The organism is Micromonospora sp. DT44 (genome assembly GCF_049841635.1).
In the GTDB taxonomy this organism is placed as follows: domain Bacteria; phylum Actinomycetota; class Actinomycetes; order Mycobacteriales; family Micromonosporaceae; genus Micromonospora.
Genome location: NZ_JBNCKS010000053.1, coordinates 23636 through 47346, shown reverse-complemented (window position 1 = coordinate 47346; position 23711 = coordinate 23636). Strand labels below are relative to the sequence as shown.

Genomic DNA, 23711 nt, shown 5'->3' with positions numbered 1-23711 from the left:
ACCCCACCACACCAACAAGACCTGTCAACCACTCCTGAACAGCCCAAACAGGATGAGACAAGCTCCTGGATCGAGCGCGATCTTGGCGTCGGCGACGTTCCTCATCGCGTCGATCTTGCACATTCTGCGGCGACATAAATCGCGAAGCAGGACGGATCGACATCCGCAAGTGCAAGATCGACGCGGCGAACGCGGCGAACGCGGCGAACGCGGCGAACGCGGCGGGCACGGCGGGCGCGGTGAACACGCCGGGCGCGGCGAACGCGGCGGGGTGTGGCCGGGCGGGTGCGGCGGGGTGGGGTGCGGGTGGGGTTTTATACGTCGATGTTGAGGCGTTGTAGGACTGAGGGTGCGATCAGGCCGGCGGTGGCGAGCACCACGACCACGGTCAGCACGGCGCGCAGGACGACGACCTCGGTCTTGCTGCCGGTGCGCAGCGCGATGCTGTTCGGGAGGCCGATCATCGTCCACATGCGGCGACGGATCGGAATCGGCCAGAGGATCGGCACCCCGGCCCGGGTGATCATGTCGCCGAGGATGTGCACGAGGCATCCCACCCCGACGGCCGTACCGATCAGCGGATAACCCCGTCCGCCCGGCAGGTTGGCGAAGGTGAACCAGGCGGTCCCGGCCGACGCGAGGGTCACGATCACCCAGCCGGCCCGTTCGGCCCACTCGTCGAAGAGGCCGCGCAGGGCCAGGCCGAACATGAAGAACAGGATCGTGATCACCGCCCACTTGCCGTACGCGGCGCAGAGCGCGGTGGTGCCCCAGCCCACCAGCAGCGTGAACGGGAGCGTGTGGGTGAGCGTCCGGTGCCCGTTGTTGCGACGCGGGTCCTTGCTGAGTTTCGTCGCGTAGTAGACGCCGAGTGAGATCTTCTCCATCACCTCGGCCACGAAGAGCGAGAAGACCCCGAACGTGCGGGCGACGGTAGCGCCGCCCTGGTTACGGGTCACCTTGCCGGACAGGTCGAGGTCGGGAAAGAGCGCCCCACCCGCGCACACCGCCGTACCCACCGCCAGCGCCAGAGGCGACTGGTGGTAGTCGGCGAACTGGTCCAGCGCCCAGGACCCGGCCAGCCATACCGCCGCGCCGGACAGCGCGTGCGACGGTCCCATCATCTTCGGCTCACCCTCCCCAGGGATCTTGAGCGCCAAAACTACGCCACTGTAGCCAGCACCGGTGTCGCAGGGGCGTCAGTTGAGCCGTCCACAACGGACAGTGTCAGAGGGTGGGCGTGAAGCTCTGCCGGATCATCACGAAGTATGCCGCGTTGACCTGCCAGTCGAACTCCTTTGTCAACCACGAGACGGTGTAGGCGTGTCCGGCCGAGGTGTTGGCCAGCAGCCGGATGCTGTGCACCCGTTCGCCGGCGGCGTTCTCCCAACTGCACTCCCAGAGGGCACCGCCCTCGAAGACGTCCAGCGCGGAGATGTCCAGCTTGCGGTAGCCGGGGAGCGCGTCGGCGGCGACGAGTCGCTCCTCCTGGGCTCTCAGGTGCGCCAGCGGATCGGTCCGTGCCGGTCCCGCCTCGACGCTGAGCACGCGCGCCCCGCTGGGCTCCCGGAAGCAGGTCACCGCCCCTTCGGTCCAGCGTGCCCAGCCCACCGGGGCGGCGATGCGGAAGCCGGTCGGGTCGTTGTGCCAGGTCCAGCCGTCCCGTAGCCCGTACCGCGCGTCCTTTGGTGGTGGCGTCGAGGGCACCGGCGTGGCCTTCGGTGGCGGGGGCGTGGCGCAGGCGAACGCGGCCGGTCGGGTGGTGGTCGCGCCGCCGCCGGAGCCGGAGGGTGGCGTGCGGTCGTCCGAGCGGTGCAGCAGCGCCGCCGTGACGCCACCGGTGACGAGCAGGGCCACCGCGGTCGCCGCGCCGCCCCATGCGATGACCCGTCCGCGTCGGCCCGCGGCGCGGTCCGCCGGGCGGTGGACCGACGTCGCCGCGTCCGGCGCGGCATCCGCGGCGCGGACCGGGGCGGACGCGGCGGCCCGGGCCGCGCCGCGGACCGCCGCCACCGCGCTGGATCGTGCCGGCGAGGGCGGGTCGTGGTCGGTCGCCGCTGCCGCCGCTGCCGCGCGCAGCAGCGGCTCGGCCTCGGCGGCGGTCAAGCGCCGCCAGGGATCGCGCTGCAACAGGCCGCTGATCACCGGGCGTAGGGGGCCGGCCCGGCGCATCGGATCCGGCGGCTCGGTGGCCAGCGCGCTGAGCGTCGCCATCGCGCTGGATCGGGCGTACGGGGACTGCCCCTCGACCGTCGCGTAGAGCGTCGCGCCCAGCGACCACAGGTCGGTACGCGGGTCCGACACGCCGTCGCGCGCCCGTTCTGGTGCGACGAACTGTGGGGAGCCGAGTACCAGGCCCGGTCCGGTCATCGCCCCGTCGCCACCGTCGAAGGTGGCGAGGCCGAAGTCGGTGAGCACCACCCGCCCGTCGTCGGCGACCAGCACGTTGTGCGGCTTCACGTCGCGGTGCAGGACGCCGGCGGTGTGCGCGGCCCGCAGTGCGGCGAGCACCGCAAGCCCGATCTGGGCCGTGCGGGTGGGGTTGAGCGGACCCTCGTCGTTGATGATCTGCTGCACCGACCGGGATGCCACGTACTCCATCACGATCCACGGGTTCTCGCCGTCGTGCACCACGTCGTACAGCCGGACGACGTTGGGGTGGTTGAGCCGCGCGGCGGTGCGCGCCTCGCGGAGCGTGCGCAGCCGTAGCTCCGCGCGCTCGGCCTCGGCCAGCCAGGCCGGCGGCACGACCTCCTTCACCGCCACGTCCCGGTGCAGCATCTCGTCGCGGGCCAGCCACACCCGGCCCATCCCGCCGGTGCCGACCAGGTCGAGCAGCCGGTACCGACCCGCGATCAGCAACTGCTGCACGGTCGCTCCCCCTCGGTCACCCTGCGTTACACGATAGCCACCGTCGCCGATTTTCTCATCCGCTGAGCGGCCTCGATCCACGCCGGACGGAGGGCCGGGCACGGCCATACGGCGCAGGTCAGCGGGGTGGTCGGAAACTCTTTCGCAGGGTTGCCCAGTCCCCGTCCGCGGTGTTCCAGTCGCGGTCCTCAGTGATCCAACCCAACGTCCAGCGTGACTCACCCACAATCTGTTGCCGGGCGTGGATCCGCGGACCGTCCGGGGCGTCCCACCGACACTCCCACTCCGCCCCGGTGTCAACGGGGGCGAGCCGGATCTCGTCGTAGCCGGGCAGCGCGCCGGCCCGAGCGGCCTCGTCGCGGGCCGCTCGTAATCGGGTCATCGGGTCGGCCGCGCCGCCCTCGGCGACGCTCAACGCCCGGCCGGTTGCCGGGTCCTGGAAGCAGGCCACCGTGCCCTCCCGGGAGTAGTACCAGGTCGCCGGGACGGAGACCCGGAAGCCGGTGGTGTCGGCATGCCATACCCATCCCGGTGGCGGCTGGAACCGCTCGCCTGCAGCGGGTGACCCGACCGTGACCGGCGTGCCGACGACGTCCGGGCGGACGCAGGGGAACGGCGGCGGGGGCACGTCGCGGCCACCGGGCGGCGGCCGACCCGGGCCGCCGCGGTGCGGGCCGCCCCGGTCGTCGCCGTACTCCCCGTCCGGCCCTCGACCGTCGTCCACCTGTCTGGTGGTGGGGCTGGTGGTCGGCCCGGCGGTGTCGGTCGGAGTGTCACCGGCCACGGCCAGCGCGGTGCCCACCCCGGCGGCCGCCGCCACGAGCAGTGCCGTGACGACCAGCGCGGCCCGCCGGGCCGCTGGCCGGCGGGCCGCTCGCCCCGTCGTGCTGGTGGCGGCGTCCTGCGGGTACCGGACATCCGGGTCGACGCTCGGGCGATCATCGAGGGGAGCGTCTCCGGGTGGGTCGACGCCGGAGTCGATCGGGTCGGGCACGGGCTGCGGGGTGGTGGAGTGCGCGACTTCCCCGGAAGCGGACGAGATGCCGGTCGGGCCCGCGGCGGCGGTGAGCAGCCGGCGGGCCTCGCCGTGGTCGAGACGGTCGTGGGGGTCGCGGCGCAGCAGCCCGTCGAGCACCGGCGCGAGCGGACCGGCGTGTGGGGCCGGGTCCGGTGGGCCGGCCGCCAGCGCGCTGAGGGTGGCCATCGCGTTGCTGCGGGCGTACGGGGAGCGGCCCTCCACGGCGGCGTGCAGGGTGGCGCCCAAGGACCACAGGTCGGCGGCCACCGTGGACACCCCCTCCGCGGCCCGCTCCGGCGCGACGTACTGGGGGGAGCCGAGCACCATCCCGGGGCGGGTCATCGCGCCGTCCCCGCCGTCGAAGGTGGCCAGTCCGAAGTCGGTGAGCATCACCCGGCCGTCGTGGGCGACCAGCACGTTCTGCGGCTTGATGTCGCGGTGCAGCACTCCGGCCGTGTGCGCGGCCTCCAGGGCGTCGAGCAGGGCCAGGCCGATCCGGGCGGCGCGGGCCGGCTCCAGGGGCCCTTCGGCGTCGAGGACGTCCTGCAGAGTGCGCGACGGGACGTACTCCATCACGATCCACGGACTGCCCTCGACCTGGACGACGTCGTAGAGCCGGACCACGGCGGGGTGGTTGAGCCGGGCCGCGGTGCGCGCCTCGCGCAGGGTGCGCGAGCGCAGCTCGGCCCGCTCGTGGTCGGCCAGCCAGTTCGGCGGTACGACCTCCTTGACCGCGACCTCGCGGTGCAGCATCTCGTCGCGGGCTCGCCAGACCCGACCCATGCCCCCGCGGCCGACCAGGTCGAGCAACCGGTACCGACCGGCGATCAGCACCTGCGCACGCTCCTCCTCAGCCGCTGTCCGGTGTACACCCTAACCAGCGGATCGGAAGGTACCTATAGGTCGTCCGACGAATCTCAGCAGGCGACGTGGTCGGCGGCGGCGAGCAGATTGCCCTCGGGGATGGCGATCCGGTTCCGTCCGCCGGCCAGTCGGGCGGCGGCCCGGCGAGCCTGGAGCGGGCCGTGTTCGCGCCGGGCGGCGGCGTAGCTGGCGGCGGTGCGGGCCGCGATGGTGGCCCATCCGTAGCGTTCGCCGACCATGGTCCGGGCCCGTCGGGCGACCCGCCGGGCGAAGACCTCGTCGCCGAGCAGTCGGTCGACCGCGCCCGCGAGGGCGACCGGGTCGCTGTGCGGAAACGTCACGCCGGTGACACCGGGCTCGACGATCTCGGCGAGACCGCCGGTACGGGCCACCGCGAGGGGTGCTCCGGCCGCCGCGGCCTCCAGGGCCACCATGCCGAACGGCTCGTAGAGGCTGGGGACCACCGTCGCGTCGGTGGCGCCGAGCACCGCCGGCAGTTGGGTGGCGTCGAGGAAGCCGGTGAAGCGGACGGTCGAGCCGAGCGCCAGGCGACGGGCCTCGGCCTCCAACTCGGGGCGGTACGGGCCGTCGCCGACGATCACCACGCGCAGCCCGGGGTGCCGTTCGCGCAGTCGGGGCACCGCGTGCACGAGGTGCTGGACGCCCTTCTCGTAGACCAGTCGGCCGGCGTACCCGACGAGGGGACCGTCCGCGGCGAACCGCGCGCGGGCCGACGCGACCGCGCGTGGTCGGGCCCGCCACGCCCGGTCGTCGACCCCGTTGGGGACCACGTCGACAAGCCCGCCCGGTACGTCGAACAGGGCGCTGACCTGGTCGCGCATGTAACCCGAACAGGTGATCACGCGGGTGGAGGCTCCGCTGAGCCAGTGTTCGACGCCGTGGATGGTGCGGTTCATCTCCTCGGGCAGCCAGCCCTGGTGCCGCCCGGCCTCGGTGGCGTGCATGGTCGTGACCAGCGGCAGGTCGAGATGCTCGGACAGGGTCACGGCGGTGTGCGCGACGAGCCAGTCGTGGGCGTGGATGACGTCGTAGGCGCCGGCCTGGGTGGCGCGCAGGGCGGTGCGGGTGAGGGTGTGGTTGAACGCCATGGTCCACGCCAGGAGGGAGCCGGTGGCCAGGGGGAAGGCGACGGGGTCTTCGGGGGCGCGCAGGATGCGCACGCCGTCGACGTACTCCTCCAGGGGTGCGCCCTCGGCGTGGCGGGTGACGACGGTGACCTCGTGCCCGGCGGCGGCCAGGGCGACGGACAGGGCGTGGACGTGGCGGCCGAGGCCGCCGACGAGCACCGGCGGGTACTCCCACGACAGCATCAGCACCCGTAGCTGGCGGGCGGGGTTGATGTCGATCACGTGGGCATCGGGTGACATGCGGCCCCCTTTGAGTTGTCCCCGGGCGCGCGCCGACCGACACCGGAGTCGGTGCCGCCGTCGCGTCTGGATCGGGGCCAATCCTGCCGGGGCCGAGATAACCAGCGGAGACACCGCCGTTGCGGTCGTGTAAAGCGCTACTGGCCTTTTCGGCGTACCCGCAGCAACTCGGCCACCGACCACGCCTGGAACGGGCAGCCGGTCGCGGAGTGCGGCGCGACACCGTCGGCCGTCTCACTTACCGAGCCTAGTCCATATTCGGTCAGATGGGACTCAATACCAATCAATACGTCATCGACTGACATCTTGCCCCGGCGAGTGGCATCCACGTACGGCCCGAGCAGCCACGGCCACACCGTGCCCTGGTGGTAGCCGCCATCCCGCTCGGCCGGGCCGCCCCGGTGGCGACCCACGAACTCGGCCGCATCCTCGGCGAGGCTGCGCGGCCCGAGCGGGGTGAGCAGCCCGTTCGCGACCCGGCGCAGCGTCGCCTCGTCCGGCTCCAGCGGCGCGAACGGCAGCGACCAGGCCAGCAACTGGTTGGGGCGCAGCGCGTCGTCGTCGTGCAGGGCGGCCCCACCCAGCGGGTACGCCGGCGCGGGCGCGTCCAGCACGTCGTGCAGCCACCCGGTCGGGGACGGGAACCGCTCCCGGAACGAGGTGGTGGCCCGCCCGTGCAGTCGCCACAGCTCGCCCGCGTCCTGCCCGGCCAGCTCGGTCAACTCGGCGAGCCCGGCCAGCCCGTTGATCCACAACGCGTTGACCTCGACGGGCTTGCCCGTGCGCGGGGTGACCGGTACGCCGTAGACCCGGGCGTCCATCCAGGTCAGGGCAGCGCCCGGGGCGCCCTGGGTGAGCAGCCCGTCGGCCGGGTCGACGGCGATCCCGTACCGGGTGCCGGCGACGTGCGCGTCGACGACCCCGCGCAGCGCGGGCAGCAGCTCGTCGCCGAGATCGGTGTCGCCGGTAACCGTCACGTGCCGGCTCACCGCGTGCAGGAACCACAGGGTGCCGTCGACGGTGTTGTACTCCACCCGGCCGGTGTCGGCCGTGTTGGCGAGCATCCCCTCGGAGAGGGTCGCCGCGTACGCCCGCAGCAGCTCCCGCCCCTCGGTGGCCCGACCAGTGCAGAGGAACAGCCCCTCGTACGAGATCATCGTGTCCCGCGACCAGGCCCCGAACCAGGGGTAGCCGGCCACCACGTCGACCGCCGCCTGCCGGGTACGGACCACGAACGCGTCGGCGGCCAGCGCCAGCGTCGCGTCCACGTCGTCGGCCGGCTTCGCCGTCGCCACCACCTGCCGGTTGCGTCGCCGGGCCGTCGCCACGATCTCGACGGCCGACGGCGGCTCCTCGTCCAGCGGAGCGGCCCAGGCCCGCACCGACACCGTGTCACCGGGGCGTTCCAGCTCGCCGGCGAAGCGGCCCGCGTACCAGACGTCCTCGTCCGGGTGCAGGCCCCGGTTGGCCTCCTCGCGGTGGTGCACGCCCAGCCACCACTGCCCCTCCGGCGTCCAGCCGGGGCCGGCGAGCCGGTACGCGCCCTCGACCACCGCGCCGTCGGCCACCGACTCGACCTGCGGGGTGGGGCCGTCGGCCCGCCGCTCGCCGTGCGCGTCGCGCCAGGTGCAGGCGGCGGACAGCTCCAGCCGTACCGGACCGCCGGCGACCAGCCGGTGCACCACGGCCACGCAGGTGCGGCCGGGCAGCATCGCCAGCTCGCGTTCGATGACGACCGCGCCGATCCGCCACCGCCAGCGGGGGAGCCCGTCGACCAGCTCGAAGCGCTCCAGCAGCTCGAAGCCGCGCGGATCGACGTCGCCGGAGGACCACTCGTGCGCGCCGAGGCGTACCCGCGCCCCGGACGGCAGGGTGACGGCCGGGTCGAGGCTGACCAGTCCCACCTGGCGGGACGCCGGCGTATCACCCGGCACCACCAGAAGGCCGTGGTAGCGGCGGGTCCGCAACCCGCCGACGGTGCCCATGGCGTACCCGCCGAGGCCGTCGGGCACCAGCCACTCCCGGCTGGACGCGCTGGTCAGGTCGCCGCAGACCTGCGGTCCGAAAATGATGTCGATCAACTTTCCTCCACCGCCGTCGAGGTGTAACACGCCACGGCGAGAATGGCCGCTGTGGTGAAGTACCGCGGCGGCGTCAAAGATGTGCACGTGATCACTGACGGATCGTCCTCCGACGCCTCGCCACCCGACGCTGAGCGGCTTCGGCTCGCCCAGGCCGACTCGGGGGAGCAGGACTGGCGTGCATGGGGTCCCTATCTGTCCGAACGGGCGTGGGGGACGGTGCGGGAGGACTACAGCGAGCACGGTACGGCGTGGGACTACTTCCCACACGACCATGCGCGGTCCAGAGCCTACCGGTGGAATGAAGACGGGATGGCCGGCGTCTGCGACGACCGACAGACGTTCGCGTTCGCCCTGGCGCTGTGGAACGGCAAGGACCCGATCCTCAAGGAGCGGATGTTCGGCCTCGGTGGGGACAGCGGCAACCACGGGGAGGACGCCAAGGAGTACTGGTGGTACCTCGACAGCACCCCGACGCACTCCTGGATGCGCTGGCGCTACCACTACCCGCAGGCCGCCTTCCCGTACGACGAACTCGTCGCGGTGAACGCGCTGCGCGGCCGGGACGACACCGAGTACGAGCTGGTGGACACCGGCATCTTCGACGACGACCGGTACTGGGCGGTGACCGTCGACTACGCCAAGGCGTCCCCGACCGACCTGTGCATGGTGATCACCGTCGCCAACCGGGGTGACGAGGCGGCGACCCTGCACGTGCTGCCCACCCTGTGGTTCCGCAACACCTGGGCCTGGGGGCTGCCCGGCGGCGACCGGATTCCCCGGCTGACCGGGGACGGCACCCGACTCGTCGGTGAGCACCGGGTGCTCGGGCAACTGCTGCTGGAGGGCGACGGCGGCCCGGTGCCGCTGCTCTGCGACAACGACACCAACGCCGAACGGCTCTGGGGCCTGGCGGGCCGCTCGCCGTACCCGAAGGACGGCATCAACGACCACGTCGTCAACGGCGCGCCCACCGTCAACCCGGCCCGCGAGGGCACCAAGGGCGCGCTGCACTACGTGCTCGACGTGCCGGCCGGTGGGCAACGCCAGATCCGGCTGCGGCTGACCCGTACCGCGTCACCTCCCGCCGCCGGCCCACCGCCGCCAGCGGACCTGCGCGACGGCTTCGAGTCGGTGGTGTGGGCCCGTCGGGCCGAGGCGAACCGCTTCTTCGCCAACGTGATCCCCGAGGCCGCCACCGCCGACGAGGCGCTGGTGGCCCGGCAGGCCATCGCCGGGCTGATGTGGGGCAAGCAGTTCTACCACTTCGACGTCAAACGCTGGCTGGACGGCGACCCCGGCTCGACGCCGCCGGCCGGGCGTCGACACGGGCGCAACAGCGCCTGGTGGCACATGACCAGCTTCGACGTCATCTCCATGCCCGACCCCTGGGAGTACCCCTGGTACGCGGCCTGGGACCTGGCCTTTCACTGCGTGAGCATCGCCCGGGTCGACCCGGGCTTCGCCAAGGAGCAGATCCTGCTCCTGCTGCGCGAGTGGTACCTGCACCCCAACGGGCAGATCCCGGCGTACGAGTGGGCGTTCGGCGACGTGAACCCGCCGGTGCACGCCTGGGCGGCCCTCAAGGTGTTCGAGATCGACGGCGGTAAGGACTTCGAGTTCCTGGGCCGGGTGATGCACAAGCTGCTGCTCAACTTCACCTGGTGGGTCAACCGCAAGGACACCGGCGGCAACAACGTCTTCGAGGGCGGTTTCCTCGGGCTGGACAACGTCGGACCGTTCGACCGCTCGGCGGCGCTGCCGGTGGCCGGCGTGCTGGAGCAGTCCGACGGCACCGGCTGGATGGCCATGTACGCGCTCAACCTGCTCGACATGGCCATCGTGCTGGCCGAACACGACCGGACCTGGGTGGACACGGCCACCAAGTTCTTCGAGCACTTCCTCTACATCGCCGCCGCCGCGTACGAGCAGGGGCTGTGGGACGACGAGGACGCGTTCTTCTACGACGTGCTGCGGCTCGCCGACGGCACGAAGGTGCCGCTGAAGGTCCGCTCGGTGGTCGGGCTGCTGCCGCTGGCCGCCACCACCCGCCTCACCGCCAAGACCCTGCACCACCTGCCGGAGCTGGGCGCGCGGCTGCGCTGGTTCCTCACCAACCGCCCGGAGTACGCCGAGGTCATCGGCACCCGACGGATCGGCCCGGACGGCCGCCAGCAGCGGCTGCTGTCCATGGTCGGCCAGGAGCAGGTGGTCCGGCTGCTCGCCCGGATGCTCGACACCGACGAGTTCCTCTCCGACTTCGGCCTCCGTACGTTGTCCCGCGCACACCTGGACAAGCCGTTCTCGGTCAACCTCGGCGGGCAGGAGTTCTCGGTGGGCTACGAGCCGGCCGAGTCGACCAGCGGCCTGTTCGGCGGCAACTCGAACTGGCGCGGGCCGATCTGGATGCCGACGAACTTCCTGCTGATCAGCGCGTTGCGCGACTACGCCGCGTTCTTCGGGGACTACCTCCAGGTGGAGTATCCGACGCGCTCGGGGGTGAAGCTCTCGCTGGACGAGATCGCCGACGACCTGTCAGCCCGGTTGATCTCGCTCTTCACCCAGGACGACTGGGGTCGCCGACCCATCTACGGCGCGGCGCGGCTGTTCCAGACCCACCCCGACTGGCGGGATCTGATCGCCTTCCCGGAGTACTTCCACGGCGACAACGGCGCCGGCCTGGGCGCCTGGCACCAGACCGGCTGGACGGCGCTGGTCGCCGACCTGATCCTCACCCTGCGCCGTTGACCCCTGCCCGTGCCCGTGCCCCCAAGATCCGCGCAACTTCGGTGATGCTGCTGCATCACGGCGGCTGGAGGCAGCAACTTCACCGAAAGTGTGCGGATCATGCGGGCGCGGGGCGGGCGCGGGCGCGGGCGCGACATGATCGTGCTCGATCCTTGTTGTAGTGGTGTCCTCGACGCGGGAGGCCACTACATCCTGGATCGAGCGCGATCACTCCGGGGGCGGGGCACGACCGTATGGATTACTCGTAGCCGACGTGGATGATCAACTGGCCGTTCTGGGGTTCTGCCACCACGTAGACCGACCCGGGGTCGAGCAGCTTCGGCGGCAGGTCCTGCTGCTCGGAGAGGCCCATCGTCTCGGCCAACTCCTCCGGAGACTGGCCGGCTGGGGGCGCGACCGTCACCTGCCACGAGCACCCGCCGGAGGCGCACGTCTCGCTTTCGTCGACGACTGTCGCCCCGGCGGGCACGTCCGGGATTCGCCACTTCGGTGGCAACGATCCCTCGTCGCCGAACGCCCACAGCGACAGAAACCACAGGCCCCAACCGCAGGCCAGCAGGCCCACGACGCCGAGCCCGGCCAGGAGAAGGCGTCGAGGCGATGTCATCGCGCCAGGCTAGCGAGGCGGTGTGGAGGTCCAGTGAACGTCAGCCGGTAAACGGCTCGGGGCCGAGCCAACCCCAGGCCACGAAGGCGGCCAGGGCGAGGTACACCGCGTTCACCGCGACGAACCTCGCCTCGTCGTAGCGCAGGTGGGTGATCATCGCGCCGATCATCAGCAGGATCCAGCAGATGGCGGTGACCGGCACCAGGACCGGGGCGATGTCGAGCACGGCCGGCAGGATCAGGCCGACGGCGGCCAGGAGTTCGAGCACGCCCAGGGTCTTGACGAAGCCGTCGCTGGCGTCCCCGGTCCACCCGCCGCCGCGGTGCGAGGCCAGCTTCCTGCGGGGTACGAAGGTCTTGGTGATGCCGCCGGCCAGCGCCACCGTGGCCAGCAGTCCGGCCGCGATCCACAGCGCGATGTTCATGGACGTTCCCTTCGGTTGGGTCGACCAGGAGACACCGCCGGCCCGCTGACCGTGACTCACTCCGGTGGGTGATGTGCTGCACAGGCCCGTGGTGTCACAGGTGACGGTCGACCGGTGTCGGATGGTGGTGAACCGACGTCGAGGACAGGAGTCGCGGGTGGATGCCGCCGTGGACGTGTTCGTCGCACACCGGAACCTGCTCTTCACGGTGGCGTACGAGATGCTCGGCTCGGCGGCCGATGCGGAGGACGTACTCCAGGAGACCTGGCTGCGGTGGGCGGACGCCGACCACGCGGCGGTCCGGGACGAGCGCGCGTACCTGGTCCGGATCACCACTCGCCAGTCCCTCAACCGGTTGCGGACGATCGGCCGGCGCAGGGAGTCCTATGTCGGCTCCTGGCTGCCCGAGCCGCTGCTGACCACGCCCGACGTCGCCGACGACGTCGAGCTGGCGGAGCACGTGTCGACGGCGATGCTGCTCGTGCTGGAGACGCTCGGCCCGACCGAACGGGCGGTGTTCGTGCTGCGGGAGGTGTTCGAGGTGGACTACGACGAGATCGCCACGACCGTGGACAAGAGCCCTGCGGCGGTCCGCCAGATCGCCCACCGGGCACGGGCGCACGTCGCCGCGCGCCGACCGCGTGGTGTGGTCTCGGCGACCGAGGCGCGGCGCGCGTTGGAGGCGTTCCGGCGGGCGGTCGACCTGGGCGATGTGCAGGGTCTGCTCGACATCCTGGCGCCCGACGTCGTCCTGCTGGGCGACGGCGGCGGCATCAAGCAGGCGGTGCTGCGGCCCGTCGTCGGCGCGGACAAGGTGGCCCGTCTGCTGGCCTCGCGGCAGGTGCAGGTCGCCGTGCTGTCGCTGCACCCGGCCGAGGTCAACGGTTGCCCGGCGTTGATCGTCCGATTCGATGGCGAACTCGACACCGTCCTGACGGTGCGTCTCGACGACGGAATCGTCACGGGGCTGTACGCCGTTCGCAATCCCGAGAAGCTGTCGCACATGCGCCAGGCCACGGCGCTGCGCCGGTGAACGACCATGCGGGTCAGAACGGTGGCATGGAGGCCTCGCGGGGCCGGTCACGGGACCGTCGGGTGTCCACGGCGGCGACGCCGAGCAGCACCAGGGCGGCGGCCGTGCCGGCGGCGAGCGGGCGCAAGGGGAGTGTCACCGGTACCAGCAGGGCGAGGGCCAGCAGGCCGACCGCCCGCGATCGGGAGATCCGGTCGAACACCTGGTATTCCAGGGCCGCCCGTCCGGCGAGGAAGAGCGCCGGGCCGCCGAGGATGGCGATGAGCCAGGCCGCCGGAAGGTGGCCGAACGGCTCGCTGATGTAAAGTTCCATCCCCACGCCGGTCAGCACGATCCCGGCGATCATCGCCAGGTGCGCGAACGCCATCTGCGTGGCGAGCCGGGCGGCGTCACGGGAGCTGCCGATGGCGGTGTCCAGCGTCCCGCCGGCCAGGTGGAAGTAGATCCGCCACAGCAGGACCGTTGTCGCCAACGCGAGCACGAAGGCGGCCGTCTGCGCGGCGTGGAAGCTGCTGCCGCTGAACGCGAGCCCGATGACGAAGATGGCCTCACCGAGCGCGATGAGCAGGAACTGTTGGTACCGCTCGGCCAGGTGCTCGGCCGCGATCCCCTGCACGCCGAGCCGCTGCGCGCCGAGTCGGGGGGTCGGCCACCCGAGGTACGACCCGGTGTGGTCGAGCAGCACGGCGAGGGCCCAGAGCCAGCCACGGATCGTGCCGTCGTTCACCAGCCCACCGATGAGCCAGAACGGCGCGCTCAGGCCGAGCCAGAACAGGATCCGGATGGACTGCCGCGGATCGGGCTGGCCGTGGCCGGCGATGTGGAAGAACGCCACCCGGCCGACCTGGAGGGTCACGAGCGTGATGGCGAAGAGGGAGGCCCGCGCGCCGAATCCGTCGGGCACCGCGACCGCCATCGTCATCGCGCCCGCCAGCGTGATGACGATGACGGTCTGGACGATCATCGCCTCGGGATCGAGCCAACTGGTGGACCAGACCGTCAACGTCCAGACCGCCCACAGGGCCAGCAGCAGCACCAGCGCCTGACCGAGGCCCGCGAACTCGCCACGCCCACCCCCGGTGAAGTCGTCGATCAGTCGGAGAGAGATCCGGGTGAGGGCGAAGACGAAGACGAGATCGAGGAACAGCTCCAGGAAGGTGGCCCGCTCGCGGGCGCCCGCGCCCCGCACCAACCCTCCGCCGGGGATCTGCCTCACCCGCCGACCACCTCGGCGGGCGGACGCCGTCGAACGACCACGTGCCCTCCCGTCGCAGTGACCTGAACACCTAACGAACGACCATCGGGTACGGCAGCGAACAGCGTCACGACCTGCGCAACGAGCGATTAGTCACCAATCCGTCACGAGGCGGATGCGAACAGTGCTGGTCGTTACGCTCGGCCGGTGTCCGTACCCGCCGAGGAGGCCACCGAGCAGGACCGGCGACTCCTCATCGTCACCGCTGCCCGCGAGTTGGCCGAGGCCGAGGGCTGGCTGGGCCTGAGCGCCCGTCGGGTCGCCGAACGGGCCAACACGAACGTCGGCGACCTCTACCGGCACTTCGCGGACCAGGAGGCGGTGCTGGCCGCTGTCGCGGTGCACGGCTTCGCCGACCTGGCCGCCGCGCTGACCGCCGCGCACGCGGACAACCCGTACCCCGAACGGGCGTGGGCGGTGATGGCGGGCGCGTACCTCGACTTCGCGTACGCCAATCCTGCTGTCTACGACGCGATGCTGGCGCTGACCCCGGACCTCGCCCTCGGCGCGGCCGGGGTGCCGGCGGCGCCACGGGCCGTCTTTGCCGCGCTGCGGGCGGCCCTGCTCCCGCTGGCCCAGGGCCGTGACCCGGACACCCTCGCCGAGCTGGGCTGGAGCCTGCTGCACGGCGTCGTCATGCTCACCCGTGGGGGTCGCCTGCGCCCCGAGGCGCAGGAGGAGCGGGAAGCGATGATCGCGGAAGGCCTGCTGAGATGGCCCTGATCGCCTGCCGTACCGCCTCAGTTGAGGGGCTCGCGCTTGAAGGGGCCCTTGTCGACGAGCCGGAACGTGGTGGGTGGCGGGGCGTCGCCGCGCTCCTTGAGGACCAGTCCGTTGCCGGGCAGGTGTTGCAGGGTCCGGGATTCGCTGCCGATCACGTACGTCCCGTCGCCCTGGGCAATGATGGTGAACCGCTGGATGGGGTCGTCAGCGTCGCAGGTGGAGGCCTGGATGGTCAGCTCCGGCTCGATGTCCAGGCCGTTGACCTGCCAACACGACGGGTCGTCGTTGGCGGGGTGACCGTCGGCGGTGCCGTACGCCCTGATCACGTACCGGTCGTCTCCGATCGGGACCGGAACGAACAGGACCCGACCGCCGGTGTCGCCGCCCTCCACGAGGCGGCCGCTGAGTTCCAGTTCGCTCCCGGACCCCCGCACTCGCACCATGCTGATCTCCCGCTTGCCGGACAGGAGCGGATCGGCCGGGGCCGCCGGGCGCGTCGGTGCCGGACTCGACGGTGCCGGACTCGAGGGTGCCGCGGCGGACGGGGTCGGCGTCCCCGCTGTGGCACCTGGCACCCGGTCGTCTTCTCCGTCACCGCACCCCAGCAGTGTCCCGACGCAGGCCAGCATCGCGGCGCCCGCCCACCATCTCACCGTGATCATGCCGTGCTCCTGAAGCTTCTGGCCCGAGCCAATCGGCCGGGGACTGCCCGATGGGACGCCGCGTCGCACGATCACGTCGACATCCCTCACGACTGTCCGCGGTGCGCGAATTCCACCGGCGGACGCACCCCCCGGGCGCGGGACCACGCCGTCGTGATCACGCGCCTATCCTGATCGCTCAGTTCGGCCGTGAGGAACATGAGGAGGGTACGGGATGGCTGCCAGCGAAACGTCTCGACGGCAGGCGCAGGTGCTGATCTTCGACGCGGACGACACATTGTGGGAGAACAACGTCGTCTTCGAGCGGGTGATCGACGACTTCCTGGGCTGGCTCGATCACCCCACCCTGGACCGCGTGGAGATCCGGACGATCCTCGACGACATCGAACGCGCCAACACGGTGGCCCACGGGTACGGCAGCAAGGTCTTCCTGCGCAGCCTGGGCGACTGTCTGGAGCGGCTGCGCGAGCGGCCGGCCACCGACGCCGAGCGCAAGGAGATCGACCGGCTGGCTCTGGCACTGGTGGAGCACCGGGTGGAGCTGATGCCCGGCGTGGCCGACGCTCTCGACGAGTTGGCCGGTCGACACGAGCTGCTGGTGTTGACCAAGGGGGAGCAGGCTGAGCAGCAGCGCAAGCTGGACGCCTGCGGCCTGCTGCACCACTTCGGGGCCGCGCACATCGTGGCCGAGAAGGACGTCGACACGTACCGGTGGCTGGTCCGCGAGCACGGGTTCGAGCCGGCCCGGGCGTGGATGATCGGCAACTCCCCGAAGTCGGACATCCTGCCGGCGCGGGCGGCCGGGCTGAACGCGGTGTTCATCCCGAACGAGAACACCTGGGTGTTGGAGAACGACGAGTTGGACCCGACCGACACCGGCGTGCTGCGGCTCGCGGCCTTCCGGGACCTGCTGGACCACTTCTGACCGTCGAATCCGAACAGCGTCGACGATCATGGTCGCGTTACGCGTACCTGCCGCTTTTCGCCCTTGAGATCAGTCACGTCGCGGCGGGCCCGGCAGCGCTTGTCCGGCCCGGCGCGATCCGCCTAGCCTGAGCCGGCGTTCGCGGCCTTTCGGGGTGTGCCGGGGGCGCACGGGCGTCCGACAGGTGGGCACCGTGGAGCTGAGTGCAGGGCGGCCGGGCCTCCCCACCGAGCCGCGTGGCGTCGTGCCACGCCCACGCGCGTGGTGAATGCCGGAGCTGTCCGCTCCCCGTCGGACGGCCGGGGGTCAGGGCCGGGTAGTTGCGGACCCGGTCCTGACCCGGCCAGTCCCTGTGTCACATGCCTAGGCGCGGTGCCGGCCGTCGCCGGCGTGGTGGGCGTCCGCCTCGTCCGAGCCGCCGCGGACGATCGAGATCGCCACGCGGCAGAACTCGTCCATGTCCGGGTTGAAGCCGGCCGCGATGTCGGGGTGCAACCCGGAGCGGGTCTCGTCCAACAGCCGCTGGCACACCTGCTCGACCGGCTCGCCCGCGTAGCTGGCGCGGATCCGGTCGGTGGCCGCCTGGAGAGCCGAGGTCAGCTGCTCCTCCAACGGGCCACGCAGCTTCTGCTGCACAGGATCGAGCCCGCGTGGGTCGAGCGTGACATGTGGCTCCGACATCGGTGCTCCCTTCGTCGGCGTCCGCGATACCCCACCGCGGCCGTCGGTCAAACTCCGGTCGGTACGGCGGCGACCCGCACCTGGTAGGAGAAGTCTTCCGCCGGTTCCTCCTGGTACGACAACCGGCGGATCTGCCGGTCGTCGTCGTAGAGGGCGACGTCCACCAGGACGCCGAGATGCGCCAGGCCGATGGTGGCGACGCGCTTCTTGTCCTGGAGCACCGCGCAGACGCCGCCGAGCAGCGTGCTGGCGTCGGACGTACGGTGCCCGGGCGGGCACCGCAGAACCACGTCCACCTCGATCGGCCCGGGCAACGGCGTCCAGCCGGTGCGCTGGGCCGCGCCCAGGGCGGCCTGGAGCAGGGTGCGGACCCTCGTCGCCTGCCGATGCCCGGCGGCGAAGATGGACAACGCTTCGGTCTTGACCGGTGGCAGGCCGCTCACCTCGAACGTCAGGGCGAGAGCGCGGGTGTCCTGCACGGCGGCACCTCCCTCATTGGGGACGATCCTGCCGAACCGGTGCAGTGGCGGAAGGGCGTTCCCGCGATAACCAACCGATCGGGCAGGCTGGGTCGGCCGGAGGCGTGTCGACGGCGGCGGCGAACGCGCTGGCTGCGGCGCTGGGAAAGACGCTAGTGCACCGCGCCCGCGCTCGGTAGTCGGTCGTTCACCCGGTGGTCGACGGCGAAAAGGCGCAGAACTCGTTGCCCTCCGGGTCGGCCAGCACCCACCAGCGCGCCCCGTCGACCGGCTCACGCAGCAGCGTCGCACCCGCGTCGAGCAGCGCGGTCGGCTCGGGGGCCGTCATCTTGACGTCCCAGTGCATCCGGTTCTTCACGGTCTTGGGCTCGTCGACCCCGTCGAACACCCACGCCTGCCAGGGGAAACCGGCGGCGTCGTGCAGCGACGCAGTGTTCGGCCCGGCCCCGGTCGTGCCGCCCAGCAGGCCGGCCCACCACGCCGCCTGCGCCGCCGGGTCGACGGCGGCCACCACCAGCTCGACCGGGCCCGGCCGGGCTTCGTCGCCGGCCGGGAGCACGCAGAACTGGTTGCCCTCCGGGTCGGCCAGCACCCACCGCTCGACGTCGCCGTCCGGCTCGCGCACCGACCGCGCGCCGGCCGCGAGCAGCGCCGCCGGGTCCGCGTCGGCCAAACGCAGATCCAGGTGTACGCGGGTACGGCCGACCCGCGGCTCGGGCACCCGGTTCACCCAGATCGACTCCGCGTCCGAGCGCGCCGATCGGGGGTCGATCCGGGTGTCGCCGTCACCGGCGTCGGCCAGGTCGGCGTCGAGCACCCGCGCCCAGAAGCCGCCCAGGGCGAGCGGGTCGGCGGCGTCCAGGCAGAGGTCCTTGAAGCGAGCGATCACCGCCCCAGCATGCCCGCTCCGGGGGTCGACCGTGGGGCAAGCGTCGCGTGACGGGGTGAGTGCCGCCCGAAGCCTCGTCGATCAAGGAGTTGTGGTGGGTGACAAAGTCGCCAGGACTCCATGATCGGCCGGGGCCTGGCCGCGATCTTGCACTTTCTGTGCCTGCATAGGCGGCATTCCAGGCTTTTCGACAACCGAAACTGCAAGATCGACCCGGCCGGGCGGGGCGGGGGCGTGTGCGGGGTTGGTCAGCGGTGCTTGGCGTACCTGACGAAGGCCTTCCAGGCCGTTGGGGTGATGTGCAGGGTGCCGCCGTCGCGGTCCTTGGTGTCGCGCACCAGCACGACGTGCGGCAGGTTGTCGGCGACCTCGACGCATGCGCCGCCGTTGCCGCCGGACCGGGTCGACTTGCGCCACCGTGGGGTCAGGGTGTCCATGACTTCGCCACTTCCTTGATCAGCTCGATTGACGGCCGGCGGGGGAGCGCCTCGTTGCGGACGATCTCCCACGTCTTCGCCAGCTTAGCGACGTCGGCTGACGTGTCGACGATCTGCGCGGTGAGCTGGTTGTCCGCGTAGGTGACCCGTTCGCCGTCCGGCATCTCGGCGATGATGAACTGTCCGCCCATCCCCAGATACATGCCAGCATCCACCGGCACCACATGCACCTGAATGTGCTCGGCCGCCGCCAGCTCCACCAGGTGCTCGCACTGCTCGACCATGAGGCCCGGCTGGTCGAGCACCGGCCGGCGGAGCACCGCCTCGTCCAGCACGGCGATGAGCTGCGGCGGACGCGGGCGGCGCAGGATCGCCTGCCGCTCCAGCCGGGACGCGACGATCCGGTCGACGTCCTCGGCGTCGAACCGCCCGCCGGCCAGCGTGGCGCGGGCGTACCGCTCGGTCTGCAACAGGCCCGGCACGTACGCCAACTCGAACCAGCGCAGCGTGGTCGCCTCCCGCTCGAACTCGATCCATTCGCGCAGCCAGGCCGGCTCGGCGTCGAGCCGGCCCAACCGCTCCAGCATCCGCTGGAAGCGCTCGCCCGTGCGGTGGTGGTTGTCGACGGCCCGCATGTACTCCTTCGTGGGCGGTCGCCCGCCCGTCTCCACCGAGCTGACATGCGAGCCCGAGTAGCCGATGCTCCGGCCGAAGTCGTCCTGGCTGAGCCCCGTCTCCGCCCGCAGCAGGCGCAGTTCCTCCAGCACGTAGTCGGTCACTGTCCCCATCGACTCCCCAATCTCCGCCCAACCCGGGTGGGCGTGTCGGTCGCGGCTGCTCACCTGGTCGCGTGAGCTGCACGGTTGGCACGAGCGCGTATCGACGTTAGTCGGGTTGTCACCACACTGTCACGGACCGAACACGGTGGCGCGAGTGGAGGACAGCACATGGGCAGCAACGGTCGAGCCGGGTTCCATCCTGAACCGGGCGATCCCATGCGGAGGCGGTGATGGTCGTCCGTCCGCCCGTTCCGCACGTCGCCATGCGACCGCTCTGGCGGTGCCGCAACTGCGGCCGGGAGTGGCCCTGCCAGCCGGCCAAGCTCGCCCTGCTGACGGAGTACCGGACCAACCGGATCGGACTGCTGATCTATCTCGGCACCCTGATGAACGAGGCGACCCAGCAGCTCACCCAGCTCCACCCGGACCACCCGCCCGCCCGGATGACCGAGCGCTTCCTCTCCTGGGCGCGGGCGAGGGGCTGACGACTGCCCCACCCGCCCGCTCCACCCCGTCCGCTCCCGGTGATCAAGAGGTTTGCGTCAGGAAAAATGTCTTTCCTGACGCAAACCTCTTGATCACCGGGGCTGAGAGGGGTGGGGGTGGGGTGGGGGGGTTCGCTTGCCGGTGCCCGCCCGCCGCGGGTCAGCCCGAGAACGGGATCAGTGGCAGCCCTTCGCCGTACCCCGGTCCCTCGGCGGTGAGCACTGCGGCTTCGTTTGTCAGGGCCGTCACGGCGGCGGCGGCCAGGTCGAAGCGCTGGGTGCGGCGCTGCCAGAAGGTCAGCTCCGGCAGGTCCTCTGCGCGCTCGGGCAGCAGCGCACAGGCGGGCAGGGCCAGCAGCTTGTGAAGTAGGGCCAGATCCTTGCCGGTCGCCATGGTCAGCGCTTCGGCGGCTGCCGCCACCGGCACCCCGAACCGCACCCCGTCCTCGATCACCTCATGGACGGGCTCACCCACGTGCACGGTCCGGAGGACGGCGTATCCCAGCAGCGCCGACCGGTCCAGGATCAGTCGGACCGGCGGCATCATCTCCGAGGTCATGCGGCATCGGCGCGGGGAGCGTCGTCGTCGCCGTTCATCTCGGCCTCCATGGCGGCGCGGATCCTGGCGCGCTCGGCTTCGAATCGCTGGGCGGACCACTCGGCTTCCACGCCCAACCGGCGGGCACGAGCCTCGGCGACCCCCTGCTCACTGATGTGGATGCCGGCGGCAAGCAGCAGCTCCTTGTGCTCCTCCACCCGCCGGCGACGGCGCACGGACTCGGTCACGTAGGCGCTGACCAGCCGGTTGCCCTGGCTCTCCAGGGTCTGCGCCACGTCCGGCGGAACGGAGATCGTGAAGCGGCGCGGAGCATCTGTCATACGGGTAGCTTACCTCTGTCATACGCCCGGAGGTGGGAGCCTGGCACGCCGTGTTGCCGGCAGGTTTCGCGATGTGGTGAGTGGGGCAGTGTAGCCGCACGGAGTATCCGAGCGGGGCGTTTTCGCAGCTCCTGGGCTCGGAGCCAGCTCACCGTGCGCCGGGGCACGGATGCCTCCCCCGGTCCGTTGTGCACGAGAGGGGGAAGGCGATGACGGACCCCGAAACGGCCCGACACCGACACCGACGCCGGCCGATCGCCCGGGTCGGGGCGGCTGCCGCCGCGCTGGCGCTGGTCGCGCCGCTCGCCGCGTGCGGCGCATCCGACGACGGTGGCCCACCGACGCTCAACCTGTACTACCCGCCCGAGCAGAACCTGCAGAAGGTCGTCGACGACTGCAACACGCAGGCCCAGGGGCGGTACAAGATCGCCTACCGGGTGCTGCCCCGGCAGGCCGACGACCAGCGGGTGCAGATGGTGCGCCGGCTCGCCGCCGAGGACACCGGCATGGACATCCTCGGCCTGGACGTCACCTGGACCCAGGAGTTCGCCAGCGCCGACTGGATCCGCGAGTGGACCGGCCAGGACAAGGCCGAGGTCGAGCAGGGCACCCTCGCCGGGCCGCTGGCGACCGCCCGGTACGAGGACAAGCTCTACGCCGCGCCGAAGAACACCAACGTGCAGTTGCTCTGGTACCGCAAGGACCTGGTGCCGCAGCCACCGACCACCTGGGACCAGATGATCACCGCTGCCCGGCAGCTCAAGGACCAGGGCAAGCCGTACCAGGTGCTCACCATGGGCGCGCAGTACGAGGGCCTGGTCGTCCTCTACAACACCCTGGCCGAGAGCGCGGGAGGCAAGGTCCTCTCCGACGACGGCAAGAAGGCCGTGATGGACGACGGTACGGTCCGGGCGTTGGAACAGTTGCAAAAGTTCGCCACGTCGGGCGTCACCTCGCCGTCGTTCAGCAACGCCACCGAGGACCCGGTCCGGCTGGAGTTCCAGTCCGGGTCGGGCGCGTTCCAGGTGAACTGGCCGTTCGTCTACCCGGCCCTTCAGGAGGCCAACCCGGAGCTGGCCAAGCAGGTCGGCTGGGCCCGCGTGCCGGGCGTCGACGAGGGCACCCCGAGCAAGGTCACCATCGGCGGGGTGAACCTGGCCGTCAGCTCGTACTCGAAGCACCCGGAACTGTCGTTCGAGGCCGCGCGGTGCCTGCGCAGCGCGGAGCACCAGAATTTCTCCGCGATCAACGACGGCGTGCCACCGACCATCGAGGCCGTCTTCGACGAGCCGGAGATGGCCGAGGCGTACCCGATGAAGGACACCATCCTGGAAGAGCTGAAGGACCCGGCGACCCGCCCCCTGACCCCGGCCTACCAGAGCATCTCCACCGTCATGTCGGCGATCCTGTCGCCGCCGTCCGGGATCCGCCCGCAGCAGACCGCCGACGAGCTGCGCGACGCCATCGCCGACGCCCTGGAATCGAAGGGGGTGCTGCCATGACCCGGCCCGCCACCACTGAATCGACCGAGGCGACCGAGGGGACCGACGGCCAGCGCGCCGTCGTACCCACCCAGCGCGGAGGCCGCGGCAAGGCGCCGCTGAGCGAGAACAAGAAGGCCGAACGCCGGCTCGGTTGGCTGCTCTGCGCGCCCGCCGCGCTGGTCATGGTCCTGGTGACCGCGTACCCGATCATCTACTCGTTCTGGCTGTCGTTGCAGCGCTACGACCTGCGCTTTCCCGACCAGCGCGAGTTCGTCGGGTTGGAGAACTACGTCACCGTGCTCACCAACGAGTTCTGGTGGACGGCGTTCGGGGTGACCGCGCTGATCACGGTGGTCACCGTGGTCGTCGAACTGGTGCTCGGCATGGGGCTGGCGCTGATCATGCACCGTACGCTCGTCGGGCGGGGCATCGTCCGTACCGCGGCGCTCATCCCGTACGGCATCGTCACGGTCGTCGCCGCCTTCTCCTGGCGGTACGCCTGGACACCCGGCACCGGCTATCTGGCCGACCTGTTCAGCGACGGCGCTCCGCTCACCGAACGGGCCAGCTCGTTGGCGATCATCATGCTGGCCGAGATCTGGAAGACCACGCCGTTCATGGCGCTGCTGCTGATGGCCGGGCTGGCCCTGGTGCCCGACGACCTGCTCAAGGCCGCCTCCACCGACGGCGCGACGGCCTGGCAGAAGTTCACCAAGGTGATGCTGCCGGTGATGAAGCCGGCGATCCTGGTCGCGCTGCTGTTCCGCACGCTCGACGCGTTCCGCGTGTTCGACAACACCTTCGTGCTGACCGCTGGCGGCAACGAGACCTCGTCGGTGTCGATGCTCGCCTACAACAACCTGCTGCGGGGTCTCAACCTCGGCATCGGCTCGACGATGTCGGTGCTGGTCTTCCTCACCGTGGCGATCATCGCCTTCGTCTTCGTGAAGCTGTTCGGTACCGCTGCCCCCGGCAGCGACGACGGGGAGAGGCGCTGAC

The 23711-nt window shown here is 71.3% G+C and carries 24 protein-coding genes; 7 read left to right on the top strand and 17 right to left on the bottom strand.

Annotated elements, in window-relative coordinates; translation table 11 throughout:
- The 6 genes from ACLQ25_RS25900 to ACLQ25_RS25875 all read right to left on the bottom strand — a co-directional run.
- Nucleotides 1–229 (bottom strand): hypothetical protein (locus ACLQ25_RS25900; RefSeq protein ID WP_425733399.1); only part of this gene is annotated, 229 nt, incomplete at its 3' end.
- Nucleotides 230–314: 85 nt separating this feature from the next.
- Entirely contained in the window at nucleotides 315–1124 is an 810-nt protein-coding gene (locus tag ACLQ25_RS25895; protein WP_425733398.1) for a metal-dependent hydrolase, read from the bottom strand.
- A gap of 103 nt (nucleotides 1125–1227) precedes the next feature.
- Nucleotides 1228–2871: a serine/threonine-protein kinase gene (locus ACLQ25_RS25890; RefSeq protein WP_425733397.1), complete on the bottom strand. Its 1644-nt coding sequence runs from the start codon at nucleotides 2869–2871 to the stop codon at nucleotides 1228–1230.
- 118 nt (nucleotides 2872–2989) lie between these two features.
- A complete protein-coding gene (locus ACLQ25_RS25885; protein ID WP_425733396.1) occupies nucleotides 2990–4723 on the bottom strand; it encodes a serine/threonine-protein kinase in 1734 nt (577 codons plus the stop codon).
- An 83-nt stretch (nucleotides 4724–4806) separates the two neighbouring features.
- Entirely contained in the window at nucleotides 4807–6141 is a 1335-nt protein-coding gene (locus ACLQ25_RS25880; RefSeq protein WP_425733395.1) for a glycosyltransferase family 4 protein, read from the bottom strand.
- Between the two features lie 137 nt (nucleotides 6142–6278).
- Nucleotides 6279–8222: an amylo-alpha-1,6-glucosidase gene (locus ACLQ25_RS25875; protein ID WP_425733394.1), complete on the bottom strand. Its 1944-nt coding sequence runs from the start codon at nucleotides 8220–8222 to the stop codon at nucleotides 6279–6281.
- 42 nt (nucleotides 8223–8264) lie between these two features.
- Between ACLQ25_RS25875 and ACLQ25_RS25870 the strand changes: the two genes are divergently transcribed.
- On the top strand, nucleotides 8265–10970 hold the full coding sequence (locus ACLQ25_RS25870; RefSeq protein WP_425733393.1) for an MGH1-like glycoside hydrolase domain-containing protein: 2706 nt from the start codon (nucleotides 8265–8267) through the stop codon (nucleotides 10968–10970).
- A 238-nt stretch (nucleotides 10971–11208) separates the two neighbouring features.
- Here the strand turns inward: ACLQ25_RS25870 and ACLQ25_RS25865 are convergent, their stop codons facing one another.
- Nucleotides 11209–11577: a hypothetical protein gene (locus tag ACLQ25_RS25865; protein WP_425733392.1), complete on the bottom strand. Its 369-nt coding sequence runs from the start codon at nucleotides 11575–11577 to the stop codon at nucleotides 11209–11211.
- Between the two features lie 40 nt (nucleotides 11578–11617).
- Nucleotides 11618–12001: a DoxX family protein gene (locus tag ACLQ25_RS25860; protein WP_425733391.1), complete on the bottom strand. Its 384-nt coding sequence runs from the start codon at nucleotides 11999–12001 to the stop codon at nucleotides 11618–11620.
- Nucleotides 12002–12158: 157 nt separating this feature from the next.
- On the opposite strand from ACLQ25_RS25860, the gene ACLQ25_RS25855 reads away from it, so the two are divergent.
- Nucleotides 12159–13034, top strand: a complete 876-nt coding sequence (locus ACLQ25_RS25855; RefSeq protein WP_425733390.1) for an RNA polymerase sigma-70 factor — start codon at nucleotides 12159–12161, stop codon at nucleotides 13032–13034.
- A gap of 13 nt (nucleotides 13035–13047) precedes the next feature.
- Here ACLQ25_RS25855 and ACLQ25_RS25850 read toward each other — a convergent pair whose 3' ends face one another.
- Nucleotides 13048–14250, bottom strand: a complete 1203-nt coding sequence (locus ACLQ25_RS25850) for a low temperature requirement protein A (protein WP_425733389.1) — start codon at nucleotides 14248–14250, stop codon at nucleotides 13048–13050.
- A gap of 186 nt (nucleotides 14251–14436) precedes the next feature.
- Here ACLQ25_RS25850 and ACLQ25_RS25845 point away from each other — a divergent pair, with 186 nt between their 5' ends.
- Nucleotides 14437–15012, top strand: coding sequence for a TetR/AcrR family transcriptional regulator (locus tag ACLQ25_RS25845; RefSeq protein ID WP_425733388.1), 576 nt, complete (start codon nucleotides 14437–14439; stop codon nucleotides 15010–15012).
- A gap of 17 nt (nucleotides 15013–15029) precedes the next feature.
- Here ACLQ25_RS25845 and ACLQ25_RS25840 read toward each other — a convergent pair whose 3' ends face one another.
- Entirely contained in the window at nucleotides 15030–15446 is a 417-nt protein-coding gene (locus ACLQ25_RS25840) for a hypothetical protein (protein ID WP_425733387.1), read from the bottom strand.
- Nucleotides 15447–15888: 442 nt separating this feature from the next.
- Here ACLQ25_RS25840 and ACLQ25_RS25835 point away from each other — a divergent pair, with 442 nt between their 5' ends.
- Complete coding sequence (locus ACLQ25_RS25835) at nucleotides 15889–16599, top strand: HAD family hydrolase (protein ID WP_425733386.1); 711 nt, start codon at nucleotides 15889–15891, stop codon at nucleotides 16597–16599.
- Nucleotides 16600–16962: 363 nt separating this feature from the next.
- Here ACLQ25_RS25835 and ACLQ25_RS25830 read toward each other — a convergent pair whose 3' ends face one another.
- The 5 genes from ACLQ25_RS25830 to ACLQ25_RS25810 form a co-directional block, all read right to left on the bottom strand.
- On the bottom strand, nucleotides 16963–17280 hold the full coding sequence (locus tag ACLQ25_RS25830; protein WP_425733385.1) for a hypothetical protein: 318 nt from the start codon (nucleotides 17278–17280) through the stop codon (nucleotides 16963–16965).
- Between the two features lie 47 nt (nucleotides 17281–17327).
- Nucleotides 17328–17759 carry a hypothetical protein gene (locus tag ACLQ25_RS25825; protein ID WP_355052779.1) on the bottom strand — a complete coding sequence of 144 codons (432 nt, stop codon included), beginning with the start codon at nucleotides 17757–17759 and terminating at the stop codon, nucleotides 17328–17330.
- A 187-nt stretch (nucleotides 17760–17946) separates the two neighbouring features.
- Nucleotides 17947–18648, bottom strand: a complete 702-nt coding sequence (locus ACLQ25_RS25820) for a VOC family protein (RefSeq protein ID WP_425733383.1) — start codon at nucleotides 18646–18648, stop codon at nucleotides 17947–17949.
- A 248-nt stretch (nucleotides 18649–18896) separates the two neighbouring features.
- Nucleotides 18897–19085 (bottom strand): DUF397 domain-containing protein, encoded by a 189-nt coding sequence (locus tag ACLQ25_RS25815; RefSeq protein ID WP_425733382.1) that lies wholly within the window; start codon nucleotides 19083–19085, stop codon nucleotides 18897–18899.
- A complete protein-coding gene (locus tag ACLQ25_RS25810; RefSeq protein WP_425733381.1) occupies nucleotides 19073–19873 on the bottom strand; it encodes a helix-turn-helix domain-containing protein in 801 nt (266 codons plus the stop codon). Before ACLQ25_RS25810 ends, ACLQ25_RS25815 begins: the two co-directional genes overlap by 13 nt.
- 221 nt (nucleotides 19874–20094) lie before the next feature.
- Here ACLQ25_RS25810 and ACLQ25_RS25805 point away from each other — a divergent pair, with 221 nt between their 5' ends.
- Entirely contained in the window at nucleotides 20095–20349 is a 255-nt protein-coding gene (locus ACLQ25_RS25805; protein WP_425733380.1) for a flavin reductase, read from the top strand.
- A gap of 160 nt (nucleotides 20350–20509) precedes the next feature.
- Here ACLQ25_RS25805 and ACLQ25_RS25800 read toward each other — a convergent pair whose 3' ends face one another.
- Together ACLQ25_RS25800 and ACLQ25_RS25795 are read right to left on the bottom strand one after the other, a co-directional pair.
- Nucleotides 20510–20908: a hypothetical protein gene (locus ACLQ25_RS25800; protein ID WP_425733379.1), complete on the bottom strand. Its 399-nt coding sequence runs from the start codon at nucleotides 20906–20908 to the stop codon at nucleotides 20510–20512.
- Entirely contained in the window at nucleotides 20905–21228 is a 324-nt protein-coding gene (locus ACLQ25_RS25795; RefSeq protein WP_425733378.1) for a hypothetical protein, read from the bottom strand. The genes ACLQ25_RS25800 and ACLQ25_RS25795 overlap by 4 nt, the downstream gene beginning before the upstream one ends.
- A gap of 209 nt (nucleotides 21229–21437) precedes the next feature.
- Between ACLQ25_RS25795 and ACLQ25_RS25790 the strand changes: the two genes are divergently transcribed.
- Together ACLQ25_RS25790 and ACLQ25_RS25785 are read left to right on the top strand one after the other, a co-directional pair.
- Nucleotides 21438–22730 (top strand): ABC transporter substrate-binding protein, encoded by a 1293-nt coding sequence (locus ACLQ25_RS25790; RefSeq protein WP_425733377.1) that lies wholly within the window; start codon nucleotides 21438–21440, stop codon nucleotides 22728–22730.
- Nucleotides 22727–23710: a carbohydrate ABC transporter permease gene (locus ACLQ25_RS25785; protein WP_425733376.1), complete on the top strand. Its 984-nt coding sequence runs from the start codon at nucleotides 22727–22729 to the stop codon at nucleotides 23708–23710. Before ACLQ25_RS25790 ends, ACLQ25_RS25785 begins: the two co-directional genes overlap by 4 nt.
- Nucleotide 23711: the final 1 nt, after the last annotated feature.

Coding starts and splice junctions, on each gene's coding strand:
- ACLQ25_RS25895 (WP_425733398.1), bottom strand. CDS start 1,124: ATGATGGGACCGTCGCACGCGCTGTCCGGCGCGGCGGTATGGCTGGCC.
- ACLQ25_RS25880 (WP_425733395.1), bottom strand. CDS start 6,141: ATGTCACCCGATGCCCACGTGATCGACATCAACCCCGCCCGCCAGCTA.
- ACLQ25_RS25870 (WP_425733393.1), top strand. CDS start 8,265: ATGGCCGCTGTGGTGAAGTACCGCGGCGGCGTCAAAGATGTGCACGTG.
- ACLQ25_RS25865 (WP_425733392.1), bottom strand. CDS start 11,577: ATGACATCGCCTCGACGCCTTCTCCTGGCCGGGCTCGGCGTCGTGGGC.
- ACLQ25_RS25860 (WP_425733391.1), bottom strand. CDS start 12,001: ATGAACATCGCGCTGTGGATCGCGGCCGGACTGCTGGCCACGGTGGCG.
- ACLQ25_RS25835 (WP_425733386.1), top strand. CDS start 15,889: ATGGCTGCCAGCGAAACGTCTCGACGGCAGGCGCAGGTGCTGATCTTC.
- ACLQ25_RS25830 (WP_425733385.1), bottom strand. CDS start 17,280: ATGTCGGAGCCACATGTCACGCTCGACCCACGCGGGCTCGATCCTGTG.
- ACLQ25_RS25815 (WP_425733382.1), bottom strand. CDS start 19,085: ATGGACACCCTGACCCCACGGTGGCGCAAGTCGACCCGGTCCGGCGGC.
- ACLQ25_RS25810 (WP_425733381.1), bottom strand. CDS start 19,873: ATGGGGACAGTGACCGACTACGTGCTGGAGGAACTGCGCCTGCTGCGG.
- ACLQ25_RS25805 (WP_425733380.1), top strand. CDS start 20,095: ATGGTCGTCCGTCCGCCCGTTCCGCACGTCGCCATGCGACCGCTCTGG.
- ACLQ25_RS25800 (WP_425733379.1), bottom strand. CDS start 20,908: ATGACCTCGGAGATGATGCCGCCGGTCCGACTGATCCTGGACCGGTCG.
- ACLQ25_RS25795 (WP_425733378.1), bottom strand. CDS start 21,228: ATGACAGATGCTCCGCGCCGCTTCACGATCTCCGTTCCGCCGGACGTG.
- ACLQ25_RS25790 (WP_425733377.1), top strand. CDS start 21,438: ATGACGGACCCCGAAACGGCCCGACACCGACACCGACGCCGGCCGATC.
- ACLQ25_RS25785 (WP_425733376.1), top strand. CDS start 22,727: ATGACCCGGCCCGCCACCACTGAATCGACCGAGGCGACCGAGGGGACC.